This is a genomic window from Streptomyces sp. BBFR25 (assembly GCF_044590125.1).
In the GTDB taxonomy this organism is placed as follows: Bacteria; Actinomycetota; Actinomycetes; order Streptomycetales; family Streptomycetaceae; genus Streptomyces; species Streptomyces canus_D.
In genome coordinates this window covers 1,050,962-1,066,476 of sequence record NZ_CP172447.1, presented here as the reverse complement: position 1 = coordinate 1,066,476, position 15,515 = coordinate 1,050,962, and the positions used below count along the sequence as shown (strand labels likewise).

General features: G+C 73.5%; 12 protein-coding genes. 2 read left to right on the top strand and 10 right to left on the bottom strand.

Annotated elements, in window-relative coordinates; translation table 11 throughout:
- Nucleotides 1–39: 39 nt before the first annotated feature.
- The 8 genes from ACGH52_RS04635 to ACGH52_RS04600 form a co-directional block, all read right to left on the bottom strand.
- Nucleotides 40–1,779 carry a PP2C family protein-serine/threonine phosphatase gene (locus tag ACGH52_RS04635; RefSeq protein WP_399937777.1) on the bottom strand — a complete coding sequence of 580 codons (1,740 nt, stop codon included), beginning with the start codon at nt 1,777–1,779 and terminating at the stop codon, nt 40–42.
- Nucleotides 1,776–2,837, bottom strand: a complete 1,062-nt coding sequence (locus tag ACGH52_RS04630) for an ATP-binding SpoIIE family protein phosphatase (RefSeq protein WP_399937774.1) — start codon at nt 2,835–2,837, stop codon at nt 1,776–1,778. The genes ACGH52_RS04635 and ACGH52_RS04630 overlap by 4 nt, the downstream gene beginning before the upstream one ends.
- Nucleotides 2,837–3,277, bottom strand: a complete 441-nt coding sequence (locus ACGH52_RS04625) for an anti-sigma regulatory factor (RefSeq protein ID WP_121703930.1) — start codon at nt 3,275–3,277, stop codon at nt 2,837–2,839. The genes ACGH52_RS04630 and ACGH52_RS04625 overlap by 1 nt, the downstream gene beginning before the upstream one ends.
- Nucleotides 3,277–3,708 carry an STAS domain-containing protein gene (locus ACGH52_RS04620; RefSeq protein WP_076972966.1) on the bottom strand — a complete coding sequence of 144 codons (432 nt, stop codon included), beginning with the start codon at nt 3,706–3,708 and terminating at the stop codon, nt 3,277–3,279. The genes ACGH52_RS04625 and ACGH52_RS04620 overlap by 1 nt, the downstream gene beginning before the upstream one ends.
- The gene (locus ACGH52_RS04615; protein ID WP_121703931.1) at nt 3,705–4,604 is read right to left on the bottom strand and encodes an STAS domain-containing protein; all 900 of its coding nucleotides are present in this window, start codon (nt 4,602–4,604) and stop codon (nt 3,705–3,707) included. Before ACGH52_RS04615 ends, ACGH52_RS04620 begins: the two co-directional genes overlap by 4 nt.
- 155 nt (nt 4,605–4,759) lie before the next feature.
- On the bottom strand, nt 4,760–5,152 hold the full coding sequence (locus ACGH52_RS04610) for an STAS domain-containing protein (protein ID WP_059297748.1): 393 nt from the start codon (nt 5,150–5,152) through the stop codon (nt 4,760–4,762).
- 118 nt (nt 5,153–5,270) lie between these two features.
- Nucleotides 5,271–7,754 carry a SpoIIE family protein phosphatase gene (locus tag ACGH52_RS04605; RefSeq protein WP_121703932.1) on the bottom strand — a complete coding sequence of 828 codons (2,484 nt, stop codon included), beginning with the start codon at nt 7,752–7,754 and terminating at the stop codon, nt 5,271–5,273.
- Nucleotides 7,751–11,746 (bottom strand): HAMP domain-containing protein, encoded by a 3,996-nt coding sequence (locus ACGH52_RS04600; RefSeq protein ID WP_121703939.1) that lies wholly within the window; start codon nt 11,744–11,746, stop codon nt 7,751–7,753. Before ACGH52_RS04600 ends, ACGH52_RS04605 begins: the two co-directional genes overlap by 4 nt.
- A gap of 419 nt (nt 11,747–12,165) precedes the next feature.
- Between ACGH52_RS04600 and ACGH52_RS04595 the strand changes: the two genes are divergently transcribed.
- A complete protein-coding gene (locus tag ACGH52_RS04595; protein WP_121703933.1) occupies nt 12,166–12,639 on the top strand; it encodes an ATP-binding protein in 474 nt (157 codons plus the stop codon).
- Between the two features lie 9 nt (nt 12,640–12,648).
- On the opposite strand, the gene ACGH52_RS04590 is transcribed toward ACGH52_RS04595, so the two are convergent.
- Nucleotides 12,649–13,083, bottom strand: coding sequence for an ATP-binding protein (locus tag ACGH52_RS04590; RefSeq protein WP_059297235.1), 435 nt, complete (start codon nt 13,081–13,083; stop codon nt 12,649–12,651).
- A 131-nt stretch (nt 13,084–13,214) separates the two neighbouring features.
- Nucleotides 13,215–15,122 (bottom strand): AMP-dependent synthetase/ligase, encoded by a 1,908-nt coding sequence (locus ACGH52_RS04585; RefSeq protein WP_399937765.1) that lies wholly within the window; start codon nt 15,120–15,122, stop codon nt 13,215–13,217.
- A 153-nt stretch (nt 15,123–15,275) separates the two neighbouring features.
- Here ACGH52_RS04585 and ACGH52_RS04580 point away from each other — a divergent pair, with 153 nt between their 5' ends.
- Nucleotides 15,276–15,512 (top strand): DUF6480 family protein, encoded by a 237-nt coding sequence (locus ACGH52_RS04580; RefSeq protein WP_076972961.1) that lies wholly within the window; start codon nt 15,276–15,278, stop codon nt 15,510–15,512.
- The last annotated feature ends 3 nt before the right edge of the window (nt 15,513–15,515 follow it).

The following is a 15,515-nucleotide window of genomic DNA, read 5'->3' as shown; positions in this document are numbered from 1 at the left end:
CCGGGCGGGAGCGAACCGCGTGGAACTTCTCCCGCGGGATCAGCCCGTACCGCGCAGATGACACAGCAGCAGACACACGTCGTCGTCCCGCTCGGAGTCGCTGAGCATCGGACGCAGCAGCCGGTCGGCCGAGCCCTCCAGGTCCGTGTCCAGCTCCGCCGGGCCGAACGACCCGAGCGTGTCCGCCAGCCGCGCGATCCCCGGATCTATGCCGAGGGCGCGGCGCTCCACCAGACCGTCCGTGTACAGCGCGAGCGTCGAACCGGGCGCCATGGGCACCGTGTGGTCCGCGATCTCCTGCCGCAGCGGGATGCCGAGCATCGCACCGGGTTTGGCGTCCAGGGTGCACACCCGCCCGTCCGGGGTACGCAGCACCGGCGGCGGATGGCCGGCGGCCGCCCACGTCACTGTCGGGTCGTCGGGGTGGAAGCGCGCGATGACCGCGGTGGCGAACAGGTCGGGCTGGAGGTGGTGCAGGAAGATGTGCAGCCGGGTCAGCAACTGCCCCGGGCTGCCGCCGTCGACCGCGTACGCGCGCAGGGCGGTGCGCAGCTGACTCATCATCACCGCCGCGCGCAGCCCGTGCCCGGTGACGTCCCCGACCACGACGATGACACCGCCGTCGGGCTGCCGGAACGCGTCGTACCAGTCGCCGCCGATGTTCAGCCCGTGGGTGGCGGGCAGATAACGGGCGGCCAGGGAGAGGCCGGGCGGGGTCGGCAACTCCGTCAGCAGGGCCCGCTGGAGGGTCTCGGCGATGTCGCGGTTGTGCTGGTAGCGCTGGGCGTGGTCGATCGCGATGCTGGCCCGCCGGGTCAGCTCGACCAGCATCACGGCGTCGTCCGCGTCCCAGTGCTCCCCGGGCGGGGACAGGGTCACCACCCCCAGGGGCGCCTGGCGCGTCGGCAGCGGGATGCACAGCAGGGGCCGCTCCGGGTCCAGCGCCGAGGGCGGCTGGTCGTCCACGCCGGGCAGTCCGCCCGGTCGCGTGGCGGCGTACTGCGGGCGCCCGGTGCGGGCGGCGACCACCGCGGCCGCCGCATGGGCGGGCCCCGGCCGGTCGCCGTCCTGGTCGAACAGCCAGACGTCGACACTCGCCGCGTACTCGGGCACCAGCAGCTCCGGCAGTCGGCGCACGATCTCGTGGTGGTCGAGCGACGCCGTCAGCACCGCGCTCGCGTCCGCCAGGAAGGTCAGCCTGCGCCGGGCGTTCTCCGCCTCCGTGCGCGCCTTGCGCTCGGCGGCGAACGCCTCGCGCTGGGCCCGTCCGGCGGCGTCCAGCTCGGCGTGCAGCGCCACCACGCCCTGGTTCGTCTGCTGAAGCTCCTCCCGGTGGAACTCGACCAGGCCCTCCTGCTCGGTGAGCCGCTCCAGCACCAGCGCCGTGTCCTCGTCGGCGCCCAGCAGGGCCTCCGCCAGCAGCGCCGGGTCGTCCGCCACGGCGTCGGCGCCCGCGTCCACGTCCGCCGCCGCCTCGGGGCACGGCACCGTGACCCGCCACGGCGGCTGCCCGGCGGCAGCGGCCTCGGGCGACGGCGTCAGCACGGCGTGCAGCACGCTCTGCCCGGCCCCCGGCGCGGGGCGGGAGGCCGTCCCCGTCTCCAGGGTGAGCCGCCAGGTGCCGCCCTTGGCCAGGCACAGCCGCAGCTGTGCGCCGAGCGAGGCGGTCAGCCGCGCACGCTCCACGGGCGGCACACCGAAGGCCGCCGCCAGGCGCGCGGTGGCCATGCGCGCCCGCGCCGCGTCACAGACGTCGGTGATCTGCCAGGTTCGGGTCATGGGCCGTCCGGCGGGGTCGGGGCCAGCACGGCCACGGCGGTGTCGTCCCGCACGGGCCGCGCCGGGCTGCTGGCGTCACGGATCGTGACGGCGGCGGTCACCGCCGGGTCGGCCGCCGCGCGGCACGTGTCGGACGTCGGCGACCACCGGCTCGGCAGACCGTCGCTGTGCAGGACCAGCACCCGGTCGTCCGCCCAGGGCACCTCCTCCTGGCGCAGCGTGGTGGGCCGGTGGGTGCCGACGATGCCGGGCCGCGACACCAGGTGCCGCCAGGTGCCCCCCTCGCACAGCCGCGCCCCGATGTTGCCGACGCCGGTGAAGCGGAGCACCCCGGCCCGCGTGTCGACCTGGGCCACCGCGACGGCGGCGCCGCGCGTGCCCGACAGCGCCCGGTCGAGCCGCCGCACCGCCTCGGCCGGCGGCAGGTGGGCGGCGGCACGCAGCGCCTCCACGGCGGCGTCCGAGGCACGGGAGGCCTCGGGACCGTGGCCGAGGCCGTCGGCCAGCATCAGCGTGACCAGGTCGCCGTCCCGGACCCAGGCCCAGGCGTCACCCGAGTACTGCGCACCGCCGAACGGGACGTTCACCGCGCCCGCCCGCAGCCGGTCCGCCGCACCGGTGCCGCTGACGCGGGCTCCGGGTACGCCGATCCGGGCGACCACCACCGTGCCCCGGCCGGGGACACTGTGCAGGTCGAAGTCGTCGGCGAGGCGCGCACAGGTGCCGAGACCCGCACCGAGGGACCCCGTGGTGGTGAAACCGTCGCGCAGCGCGGCGGACACGTCGGCGATGCCGGGCCCGTGGTCGAGCGTGGCGACCTGCACCCGCGGCCTCGTCTCCCCGCCGGCCGTGAGGAAGGGCGGGGCGACCACGTCGACGATGACCCGGCCGCCCCCGGCGTGCTTGAGCAGGTTGGTGGCCAGCTCCGTCGCCACCAGCGCCGCCGTCGAGGTCCGCTGCTCGTCGAGACCGGCCAGGGCCGCCGCGTGCTCGGCGGCCACCCGGGCGTCGCGCACCCGGGTCGAGTCGTGCACCGGGACGTCCCACACGCGAGGCATCAGGACCCCCCACGCGGGCGGGGCGGCCGCCCCACCCAGGACGTCACCCGCACGGTCGTCCCGGAGCCCGGGGCGCTCTCGATCGCGAACTCGTGCACCAGGCGCCGCGCGCCCCCCAGCCCCATGCCGAGCCCTTCGCCGGAGGTGAAACCGTCGCTGAGCGCCTGTTCCAGGTCCGGGATGCCGGGCCCCTCGTCGTTGAAGGTCAGCCGCAGGCCGTGCGTGGTCCCCTCCACGAGCGACTCCGTCTCCATGGTGCCGCCACCGCCGTACACGAGGGTGTTGCGGGCCAGTTCACTGGCCGCCGTGACCAGCTTCGTCTGGTCCACCAGTCCGAAGCCGAGCTGGGCGGCCGCCTGCCGCACATGCTGTCGCACCCACACCAGATCCATGTCCGAACGGATCGGCAGGCGGGCCTGGGAGCCCGCTGCAGTGTGCATCACTGACTCTCCTGGCGCAGGCCGCCGAAGCGGGACGACGGAGCCTGCTGCCTGAGGAGATCCATGGCCACCTCGGTACTGAGCGCGGTGTGCACACCCGGCAGCGTCAGACCCAGCTCCACCAGCGTGATGGCGACCGCGGGCCGCATGCCGACCAGCACGGTCCGCGCGGCCAGCAGACCGGTCTGCCCGGCGATCTCGGCCAGGATCCGGCCGAGGAAGGAGTCGACGATCTCCACCCCGGACACGTCTATGACCACACCGGTGGCGCCGCTGCGCACGATGGTCTCGGCGAGATCCTCCTGGAGCTGCTGCGCCGTGCTGTCGTGCAGATCCCCCTGAAGGGTGACCAACAGGATCTCACCGAGCCGCAGGACCGGAACATGCCCCGTCACCGGAGCCCCGTGGGGCCCGGGCAGTACCTGGCTCACCGCGTGACCGCTCCGTTCGTGCCGGGCGTCACGATGCCGACCCCGAGCTGGTGCAGCACGTACCCCAGGGCGTCGGCGAGGCTGGCCCGGGTGACCACGGTGCCCAGGTCCAGACCCAGGTGGACCATGGTCTGCGCGATCGCGGGCCGGATACCGGAGACGATGCACTCGGCGCCCATGAGCCGGGCCGCCGCGACCGTCTTCATCAGGTGCTGGGCCACCAGCGAGTCGACGGTCGGCACACCGGTGATGTCCAGGATCGCGTAGCGCGCCTGCTGCTCCACGATGGACTCCAGCAGGGTCTCCATCACCACCTGGCTGCGCGCGCTGTCCAGCGTGCCGATCAGCGGAACGGCCACGATGCCGTCCCACAGCTTGATGACCGGCGTGGCCACCTCGAGCAACTGCAGGCGCTGGCGGTCGATGAGCGCCTGCCCCTCGCTGAGCGCCGTCTGCATCACCACGACCCGCAGGGTACCCATCAGCACGCTCAGCGTGGTGACACAGTCCCGGACGTGCTCGGCCGGGGCGTCCTCGGGCAGCTCGGCCACCAACAGGTTCTCGACGGGCGGACGCAGCGCGGCCAGTTCGCTCGACACCTGCGCGGTGCTCAGCCCGGAGCGCGAGCGGGCCGCGCCCATCCGCGCCAGCTGCTCGCGCACCGCCGTGAACCCGGCGGCGTCCGGGTCCTCGACCCGGGCCGCGTCCGCGACCTGCGCCAGCGCGTCCACGACGGCCTTCCCCGCCTCCACCGCCTCGTCGCGCGAGACGGTGAACACGGCCCGGAACAGGGGCTCGTCCGCCCACCGCTGGGCGATCTGCTCACGGCGGCGCCGCAGCAAGTCCCTTACCTCGCGCGTCGGCGCTGCCGCCGTTCCCTCCGCGTGCTCCGGCACCTGTCCCACTCCTCATCCGCGTAGCGCCGCACGTCACCCCGCTCGGGGTGACGTGGCGGCGACGTGACCCAGCCGGTCGACAACTCTAACCACCCGCCGACCTGGCACGGCACCTGCTTCCGCACTACCGGTCCGGATGAGGCGCGGCGCGGCGCTCAGGCGTCGGGCACCCGCGGACCCTCCGGCTGGGCGTCGATGCGGGAGAGGGCCTCCTCGACGCTCTCCGAGACCGGAACCGTGATGCTCACCCCGGTCAGATCCAGGACGCGGCGCACCGCGGGCGGCGGCGCGATGATGTGCACGCTGCCCGGCAGCTCGCGCACCTCCTGGTAGACCCGCAGAATGATGTTCATACCGGACGAGTCCATGAACGGGACCGCCGAAAGGTCCAGCAGGAAGTGCCGTCGGCCGTGATGGAGCTGATTGGCCAGATGGTGCTGGAACTCGGTCGCCGTGTCGACGTCCAGGTAACCCTCCACCTTGAGCAGCGCGACCTCCTCCCTCGGCAGCGTCACCTCGACGGACAGCGGGTTCTGGGCTATGGGCACGTGTACCTCCAACAACGCGGCGGCGCGGCGGACCTTCGTGTGGTCCACCGCGCCCGCCGGATACCCCCGAAACCCCTCTCCACACCTGTCGTCCGGACCCGGGTTCCCGTGCCGTGCGTCACCCCACCCGGATGCCCACCAGACATGTGTCGTCGTCCGTGTCCGACCTGCTGTAGGTGAGCAGCCGGTCCAGATGCTGGTCCAGGGTGTTCGGCGTCGGGCGCACGGTGCTCAGCAGCTGGGTCAGCGCCTCCTCCACCGGGCGGTCACGGCGCTCGATCAGACCATCGGTGTACATCAGCAGCGTGTCCCCGGAGGCCAGCTGCGCCTCGGCCTCCTCGTACGCGGCCTCCGCCGCCGCACCCAGCAGCATGCCCCGCACCAGCGGCAGCGGCTCCGCAGCCGGGCCTCGGACCAGCACCGGCGGCAGATGGCCCGCCCTGGCCCAGCGCAGCGTGCGCCGGGACGGGTCGTACAGGCCGCACACCGCCGTGGCGGTGACCCCGCCCGTCAGATGGTGCGCCACGATGTTGAGCCAGGACAGCAGCTGTCCCGGACCGGCCCCGGTCACCGCGAGACCGCGCAGCGCGTTGCGCAGCACCACCATGCTGGTCGCCGCCTCTATCCCGTGCCCGGCGACGTCCCCCACGCACAGCAGCACCAGCCCGCTGGGCAGCATCACGGCGTCGTACCAGTCGCCACCCACCAGCTGCTCCGTCTCCGCGGGCCGGTACCGGACGGCCACCTGGAGGTCCGGCACCCGCAGCGGGGACTGGGCGGGCGGCATGATGGCGTGCTGCAGCTGCAGGGTCAGCCGGGCGCGCTCGACGGCCTGCTGCTCGGTGTGCGCCAGCTGGTCACGGGTCGCGGCGAGCGCCACCTCCGTCCAGTGCTGGGCCGAGATGTCCTGGCAGGCGCCCCGTACGAGGAGCAGCCGGTCGTCGGTGTCCAGGACCGGCTCGGCCACCACCCGCACGTGCCGGGTCACCCCGTCGGGCCGCCGCAGCCGGAACGCCGCCGACGCCGGCCGCCGGTGGTGCAGCAGGGTGCGCAGGAACCGCCCGATGGCGACCGCGTCGTCCGGGTGGGCGTGGGCGGCCAGCTCCTCCAGCGGCACCGGCGTGCTGGTCTGCGGGCGCCCGTACAGGTCGAACAGCTGCCCGTTCCAGGTGATCTCGCCGGTCAGCAGGTTCTCCTCGAAACCGCCGATGCGGCCGAGCCGCTGGGCGTGCTGCAGGAGGCTGGCCAGCCGGGCCGTCTCGTCCTCGATGCGCCAGATGAGCAGCACGGCGTTGCCGTGCCGGCTGACGCTGATGTCCGCCACCGCCGACAGCGGCACCTGGTCCACCAGGGCGGTCAGGTTCATGTGCCGGGCCCGGAACGGCTCGCCCGTGGCGTACACGCGCTCCACGTTCCGGAACAGCTCGCTGTCCCCGGCGGCCATCGGGTAGGCCTCCAGGAGCAGGGCACCGCCCACGACGGCACGCGGCCGCCCGGCCGGATCCATGAAGCGCTTGTTCACGTGCTGGATGCGGAAGTCCGCCAGCTGCCCCGCCGCGTCCAGGTGCGGCACCAGCACCAGCGCCGGGTCGTGCAGCCCGTCGGCCAGGTCCATCAGTTCCACCGCGTCCGGGATGGCCCGCGGCTCCTGCCCCGGGCCGCGCGGCGGCGTGTACGACTCCAGGGTGTGCGCGCACAGCTCCGCGAGCGCCTCCACCTGACGGACCACCTGGGGCGGCTGCGGGGCCAGCGGCATCGGCCAGGCGATCTCCAGCACGCCGTGGACGCGCCCCCCGGTACCGGCGGGCACGGCGACCCTGCCGCCGTCCGGGTACTGGTGCCGGCCCACACTCGGCAGCCCCGTGTCCGCCAGGGACGTGATCCACTGCCCGGTGCGCTCGGTCAGGCCCCGCCGCGCCACCGTCGCCACGTCCGGCGGCACGTACCGCCAGCGGGCCGCCTCGGCCGGGGGGAACCCGGCGCTGCCCACCAGGGTGAGCGACCCGTCGTACCCGGCCGACCAGATGGCCACCGCCACCGCGCCCAACGGGCGCAGCGCCTGCTCCAGCAGCGCGTCGGCGACGGCCTGGGTGTCGTCCGCGGCCAGCGCGCCGCTCTCGGCCGCCCGCAGGCGTACGGCGGCGGACTCGGCCATCGACTCCCCGGCCGCCCGCGCTCCCGAGGTGCCCGCACCGTCCGTGTCGTCCGTGTCGTCCGTGCCGTTGCCGGGACCCGCGGTGCGCACGGACGCGGTGGCCGCCAGGAACGCGTCCGTCACCTCCGACATGCGGTCCCGCGCGGCCTGGTTGATGACCTCGACCGCGAACTCCAGCGGCGTCACCTGGGACTGCTCGGCCAGTTCGGCGAGCTGCCGGGCCGCCTCGGCCGGACCGCAGCCGAGCCGCGCGACCAGGATGCCCTTGGCCAGCTCGATCAGCGCCCGCCCCTCGGCCTCCGCCTGGGCGGCCCGCACCTCGCGGCTGAGCCGGTCCACCGTGGCCGCCAGCCTGCCCACGGGGGACAGCGGCGTCATGCCGGCCGCCCCGGACGCCTCCCGCCGGACGACGCCGCCCGTCTCACCGGACTGCTCGAACGTGCTCATACGGGCAGCCACCGGCGGACGCACGCGATGAGGTCCTGGGTGTCGACGGGCTTGGTGACGTAGTCGCTGGCGCCCGAGGCCAGGCTCTTCTCCCGGTCGCCGGGCATCGCCTTCGCCGTGACCGCGATGATCGGCAGCTCGGCGTACCGCGGCATCCGGCGGATCTCGGCCGTCGCCGTGTAGCCGTCCATCTCCGGCATCATCACGTCCATCAGGACCAGCGCCACGTCCGGGTGGTCCACGAGGGTCTCGATGCCCCGGCGGCCGTTCTCCGCGTGCAGCACCCGGAAACCGTGCAGCTCCAGGATCCCGCTGAGCGCGAACAGGTTGCGCGCGTCGTCGTCGACCACGAGGACGGTGCGCCCGGCGGGCGCCTCCTGACCGGCCCGCGCCTCCGGACGCGGTGGCTCCTCCGGCCGCACCAGGGGCAGCACGTCCCCGGGTTCCTCCGCGGCCAGGTGCAGGGCGATGCGCTCACGCAGCTCGTCCAGGCTGGACAGGAACTCCAGCGCCCCGCCCGCCGTGCCCGAGCGCAGGTCCTCCTCCACGGCGGCGTCCGCGCGGTGACCGCTGTGCACGAGCACCGGCACGCTCGCCAGCGCCGAGTCGCCGCGCAGCGCGTGCAGGAAGCGGGACGCCTCGTCGTCCGGCATGCCCAGCTCCAGCACGACGCAGTGGCACGGCTCGGCCGCCAGCGCGCCGGCGGCCTCGTCGGCCCCCACGGCCGTGATGACGTCGAGCGGCGGCCTGTCTCCCGCGTCGTCCCGCCCGTGCGTCAGATCGGCGACCACGCTCTCCGCGACGAGGGTCAGCAGACCGCGCGGACGCTCCTCCACGACCAGCAGGCGCCGCGGCCGCTGCCGGTGCCCGCCGGTCAGCTCGGCGACCGGCGCCGGACGGTCGAGGACGTCGGCGGACACTTCCGCCCGGATGTGCTCAGGACCGCGGGCCAGCAGGTCCTCGAAGTCGGGCCGGGCCACCGGCAGGTACAGCGTGAAGGTGCTGCCCCGGCCGGGTGTGCTGTCCACCGTGACGGCGCCGCCCAGCAGCTGCGCGATCTCCCGGGTGATGGACAGGCCGAGCCCGGTGCCGCCGTACTTGCGGCTCGTCGTGCCGTCCGCCTGCTGGAAGGCGCCGAAGATCGACTCCAGGTTCTGCTCGGGGATGCCGATGCCCGTGTCCTTCACCCGGAAGGCCACCACCGCCCCGCCCCGGAGGACGCCCCTGGGCACCTCGTCGTCCGGTGCCGGTTCGACGGCCAGCTCCACGCCGCCCCGCTCGGTGAACTTCACCGCGTTGGACAGCAGGTTGCGCAGCACCTGACGCAGCCGGGAGTCGTCGGTCAGCAGGTCCGCCGGCGCCCCGGCGGCCGTCGCGACGGTGAACTCCAGGCCCTTCTGGCTCGTCATGGGCCGGAAGGTGGCCTCGACGTACTCGATGAGCTGGCGCAGCGTCACGCGCTCGGGGGAGACGTCCATCTTGCCCGCCTCGACCTTCGACAGGTCCAGGATGTCGTTGATCAGCTGCAGCAGGTCCGAGCCGGCCGAGTGGATGATGCCCGCGTACTCGACCTGCTTCGGGGTGAGGTTGCGCGAGGGGTTCTGGGCCAGCAGCTGGGCGAGGATGAGCAGGCTGTTGAGCGGGGTGCGCAGCTCGTGGCTCATGTTGGCCAGGAACTCCGACTTGTACTTCGAGGCCAGCGACAGTTGCTGGGCGCGTGCCTCCAGCTCCTGCCGGGCCTGCTCGATCTGCAGGTTCTTCGCCTCGATGTCCCGGTTCTGCGCCGCGAGCAGGGACGCCTTGTCCTCCAGCTCGGCGTTGGAGTGCTGCAGCTCCTCCTGCTGCGACTGCAGCTCGGCGGAGCGGGCCTGGAGCTCGGCGGTCAGGCGCTGGGACTCGGCGAGCAGCTCGTCGGTACGGGCGTTGGCCACGATCGTGTTGACGTTCACGCCGATGGTCTCGATCAGCATGTCCAGGAAGTCCCGGTTGATCTGGCTGAACGGCGCGACCGAGGCGAGTTCGATGACGCCGAGGACCTGCCCCTCGACCACGATGGGCAGCAGCACCAGCGCGGCCGGCACCACCTCGCCGAGCCCGGAGGAGATGGTCAGGTAGCCCGGCGGCAGTTCGTTCACCATGATGGTGCGCCGGCTGCGCGCGGCCTGGCCGACCAGGGTGCGGCCGAAGGCGATGCGGGTGGGTCTGTCGGTGTCCTCCGGGTAGCCGTAGGAGCCGACGAGCCGCAGCTCGGGACCGGCGTCGCCGTCCTCGGCCAGGTAGAAGGCGCCGTACTGGGCCGAGACCAGCGGCACCAGTTCGTCCATGATCAGCTCGGCGACGACGGGCAGGTCCCGGTGCCCCTGCATCAGGCCGGAGATGCGGGCGAGGTTGGTCTTGAGCCAGTCCTGCTCCTGGTTGGCCCGCGTGGTCGCGCGCAGGGACTCCACCATGGCGTTGATGTTGTCCTTCAGCTCGGCGACCTCGCCGGACGCCTCCACGTTGACCGAACGGGTCAGGTCGCCCTCGGCGACGGCGGAGGTGACCTCGGCGATCGCGCGGACCTGGCGGGTGAGGTTGCCGGCCAGTTCGTTGACGTTCTCCGTGAGGCGCTTCCAGGTGCCGGAGACGCCCTCCACCTCGGCCTGGCCGCCGAGCCGGCCCTCGGTGCCGACCTCGCGGGCCACCCGGGTGACCTCGTCGGCGAAGGCGGAGAGCTGGTCGACCATCGTGTTGATCGTCGTCTTGAGTTCGAGGATCTCGCCGCGCGCGTCGACGTCGATCTTCTTCGACAGGTCGCCCCGGGCCACCGCGGTCGTCACCAGGGCGATGTTGCGCACCTGGTTGGTGAGGTTGTTGGCCATCGAGTTGACGTTGTCGGTGAGGTCCTTCCAGGTGCCGGCGACGTTCGGCACGTGCGCCTGGCCGCCGAGCCGCCCGTCGGTGCCGACCTCGCGGGCGACGCGGGTGACCTCGTCGGCGAACGCGGACAGCGTGTCGACCATGGTGTTGATCACGTCGGCCAGCGCCGCGACCTCGCCCTCGGCGTCGACGGTGATCCGCTGCGACAGGTCGCCGCGGGCCACCGCGGTGGCCACCTGGGCGATGGAGCGCACCTGACCGGTCAGGTTCGACGCCATCACGTTGACGTTGTCGGTGAGGTCCTTCCAGGTGCCCGACACCCCGCGCACCCGGGCCTGCCCGCCCAGGTTCCCGGCCGTGCCGACCTCGCGGGCCACGCGGGTGACCTCGTCGGCGAAGGCGGAGAGCTGGTCGACCATCGTGTTGATGGTGTTCTTCAGCTCCAGGATCTCGCCGCGGGCGTCCACGGTGATCTTCTGGGAGAGGTCGCCCTTGGCCACGGCGGTGGCCACCTGGGCGACGTTGCGGACCTGGTTGGTGAGGTTGCCCGCCATGAAGTTCACCGAGTCGGTGAGGTCGCGCCAGGTGCCCCGCACGCCCTGGACGTCGGCCTGGCCGCCGAGCCGGCCGTCGGTGCCGACCTCGCGGGCGACGCGGGTGACCTCGTCGGCGAAGGCGGAGAGCTGGTCGACCATCGTGTTGATGGTGTTCTTCAGCTCCAGGATCTCGCCGCGGGCGTCCACGTCGATCTTCTGGGAGAGGTCGCCCCGGGCCACCGCCGTGGCCACCTGGGCGATGTCTCGGACCTGGGTGGTGAGGTTGCCCGCCATGGCGTTGACCGAGTCCGTCAGGTCGGCCCAGGTGCCCGAGACCCCCGGCACCTTCGCCTGCCCGCCGAGGGCGCCCTCCGTGCCGACCTCGCGGGAGACCCGTGTGACCTCGGAGGTGAACACGGACAACTGGTCCACCATGCCGTTGAAGACCTTGGCGATGTCGCCCATCAGCCCGTCCGCGTCGTCCGGCAGACGGGTTCCGAAGTCGCCGTCCCGCACGGCGGTCAGGCCCGCCAGGAGACGGCGCAACTCCTGATCGCCCGGAACCGCGTCGACGGATCCGGTGCTGTCGCTGGTCATGCGCATCCTCGTTCCGCTCCCCGGGAGTCCTCGCGGCGAGGACCCCACCACCCCCTGCCGGACCGTTCGCAGTCCGGCCTCCCGTGTCCGCGTTCGCGCAGTTCACGGATTCGCCCCGGGAGAAAAATACGCCAGAGGCTAACCCAGGTCCCCGGCGCGGACAAAGCGGTGTGTCACCCGGCCGGACGGGTACCCCCGCACGGGTCACGCCGCGCCGGCGGCACCCGCGGCGCACCCGGTCGGCATGCCACCGCCGCCGAAGGGCCCGCCGGACCGAATGCGGCGGCCCCGGGCGGGTATGCGCTGTCGTGGAGCCGGTCCGGCCCGTCGCGTCCGCCCGGCCCGGTGGTCGCCGCGGGGGAGCCCCGCGAGCAGACCGGACCGGACGACGGCACGCGGAAACCGGGGGCACCACGGACATGGAACCAGCCGAGCGGACCAGCACGAGCGCGGCGGCCACCACGGCGCCGCCCTGTCCCGCGCCTCCCGCCGTACTCGCGCGGGGCGGCGGGGGCGGCGCGGCGGACGCACGGGCGTACGCGGAGTCGGTGGCGCGGACGGTCTGGGGCGGTCCCGGGCGCGAGGTGCGCGAGGAGGACGTCGTCGACCTGCTGCTCGTGGTCTCGGAACTGGTGACCAACGCCATCCGGCACGGCGAGGGGCTGGCCGGCTTCGAGGTCCGGCCCACCGCGGAGGGGTTGTGGATCGCCGTCCACGACAACAGCTCGGTGGTCCCCCGGGCCGCGTACGCGTTCCCCACCACCCACCCCGGCGGCGGATACGGCTGGCCGCTGGTCACCCGCCTCGCCCGGGACATCACCGTCGAGCCGCGCCCGGAAGGCGGCAAGACGATCGGCGCGCTGGTCCCGCTGCGGGTCGCACCGGCCCAGTGAGCGCGCCGGTCACCACGGCAGGAAGACGTGGATGTCCTTGCCCCGTTCCCCGGTGACGACGCTCACCTGGTCGGACAGGGTGTGGATCAGATGCCAGCCGATGCCGCCGCCGCCCTGGCTCGGATGGAAGGGACGCGGTGCGGGCTCCGTCGTGCTGGTGTCGTGCATCACCACGTGCACACCGTCGAAGGTACGGCGCAGCCGCAGCTGGAACGGCCCCGGAGCGTACTGCACGGCGTTGGCCGCCAGCTCCGTGACGACGAGGAGGATGTCGTCCCAGTGCTCGGGCGCCGCGGGCGGCGCCGCGCGGGCGAGGTCGTAGAGGAACTCCTCCGCGACCAGCCGCGCACCGGTCACGTTGTGCAGCTCCCCGGCGAAGCTGGCGGTGCGATTCGTGATCTCCTCGGAAGCCAGTGTCCTGTCCCAACGCGACTCGGCTGCCATTGCGCCTTCCCGGCCCGGCACCGGCCGGGCGCCGTCCTTTCTCCTTCGGATGCCCTCCGTTGGTAAGTTCCCGTGCCGGCCGAACCTAGTCGCACCGGTGTTCCGGTCCGGCGGCGGGAGCGGGCCCCGGATCAGCGCAGGAACACGTTGTCCGCGTCCTCCCACCCGGCCGGCTCCTGGGGCGCCCGCTCCGGCCGGCGGTGCGAACGCGCCGCGTACATCGCGTCGATCTCCAGCGCGTAGGTACGTACGATCTCGTCGCGGCGGAGTTTCATCGAGGGGGTGAGCAGACCCCCCGCCACGTCGAAGGGGTCGGGCAGGACCCGGAAGACCCGGATGGACTCCGAGGGGGACACCGCGCTGTTGGCCGCCGCCACGGCCCGCGCGACCTCCTCCCGCAGCGCGTTCTCCTCGCGTGCCTCCCGGGCGGGGGCGTCGCCCGGCAGGGCCAGGGACGCCCGCCAGTGGGTCAGGAACTCCGGGTCGAGCGTGATCAGCGCACCGACGCAGGGCCGGTTGTCGCCGACCAGCACCGCCTGGTGGACCAGCGGGTGCATCCGCAGCCGCTGCTCCAGGGCGGCCGGGGCGACGCTCTTGCCGCCGCTGGTGATGATGACGTCCTTCTTGCGGCCGGTGATCGCCAGGTAGTTCTCGTCGTCCAGGTGTCCGAGGTCGCCGGTGGCCAGCCAGCCGCCGCGCAGCACCTCGCGGGTGGCGGCCTCGTCACCGACGTACCCCTGGAACAGCGACGGGCCGCGCACCAGGATCTCCCCGTCGTCGGCCACCCGGACCTCCATGCCGGGCAGCGGCTGCCCGACGGTGCCCGACTTCTCCCGGCCCAGCGGCTGCATCGTCAGTCCGCCGCTGGTCTCGGTGAGGCCGTAGCCGTCGTGCACGTAGACACCCATCCCCTCGTAGAAGAGGGACAGCTCGCGGCTGAGCGGCGAACCGCCGGACGTGGCCCGGCTCACCCGGCCGCCCAGCGCCGAGCGCAGCCGCCGGTACACCGTCCGCTCGTACAGCGCGTGCTGCAGGCGCAGGTCGAGGCCGGGCCCGGCCCCCCTGCCGAGGCGCTGGCGCTCCAGCGCGGCGGCGAAGTCCCGCGCCGTGTCCGCGGCCCGCTCGAACAGCGCACCGCGTCCCGCCTGCTGGGCCGTGCGCAGGAAGTTCTTGTAGATCTTCTCCAGGACCGACGGGACGGCGTACAGGTACGTAGGCCGGAAGGAACGCAGGGCCGAGGAGAGCGCCTCCGGGGTCATCTCGGGCTCGTGTGCCATCAGCAGCCCGCCCCGCACGCACAGGGTCTGGATCATCAGCCCGTACACGTGCGAGAAGGGGAGGTAGGCGAGGACCGCGCCCTGTTCTCCCGGGGGCGCCACCGTGTGGCCCCAGCCCGCCAGCAGGGTGTCGCAGGGCGCGGCCAGACCGCGATGGCTCAGCGCGCAGCCCAGGGCGCGGCCGGAGGTGCCGGAGGTGTAGGCCACCACCGCCGTGGAGTCCGGCAGCACGATGCGGCGCATGGAGTCCACGGTGGCGAACGCAAGGAACGCGCCGCGCGCCGCCAGCGTGTCCAGCGCGCCCGCGTCGATCTGCCACACGTGGCGCAGCGCGGGCAGCGACGCGCACACCGAGCCGACGGTCATCACGCTCTGCTCGTCCTCGACCAGTACGCCCACGCATCCCGCGTCCCGCAGGATCCACTCGACCTGCTCGCGCGAGGAGGTCGGATAGACCGGCACGACCTCGGCGCCCACCGTCCACAGGGCGTAGCTGAAGACCGTCCACTCGTACCGGGTGCGGGCCAGGATCGCGACCCGGTCGCCAGGCTGGATCCCGCTCGCGATCAGGCCCTTCGCCAGGTCGACCACCTCGTCGCGGAACTCGACGGCCGTCACCTCGTCCCAGACCGCCGCGCCGGGGCCGCGGCGCCGGGCGAGCATCGGCAGGGTCGGTGTACGGGCGGCCGTCTCGAAGAGGCTGTCCGCCAGAGAGCCGGTCAGCGGCGGGACGGCCCGGGGAGCGAGTGCGGTCTCGCGCATGCGCCGGCTCCTGACGTGTACGGACGGTGACGCCGCCGACGATCACCGTGGTCGACGGTGCTCGGAGGCTAGCTCAGCCGCAGGCGGCGGGGGGCCGGGAACGCGGAAGTGTTCCCACCCGGTGATCCGGCGGGATCGGGGGACCCGGGTGACATGACGTACGTGAACCCTGATCCCGAACCCCGGCTCAGCACCGGTCTGGAGCCCGGCGGCTCAGTGCCGCCCGGGGAGACCCCGCCGGCGGAGAGCAGCATGCCCGAGGCAGGCCCCCAGGACCTGCTCAGCAATCCGGCCAAGGGCTGGAGCAAGGGGCCGATGGCCCTGATCCTCGCGGTCGTGCTGATCTTCGCGGTGGGTCTCCTGGGCTACGCCCTGGCCCTGATCTTCTGATCC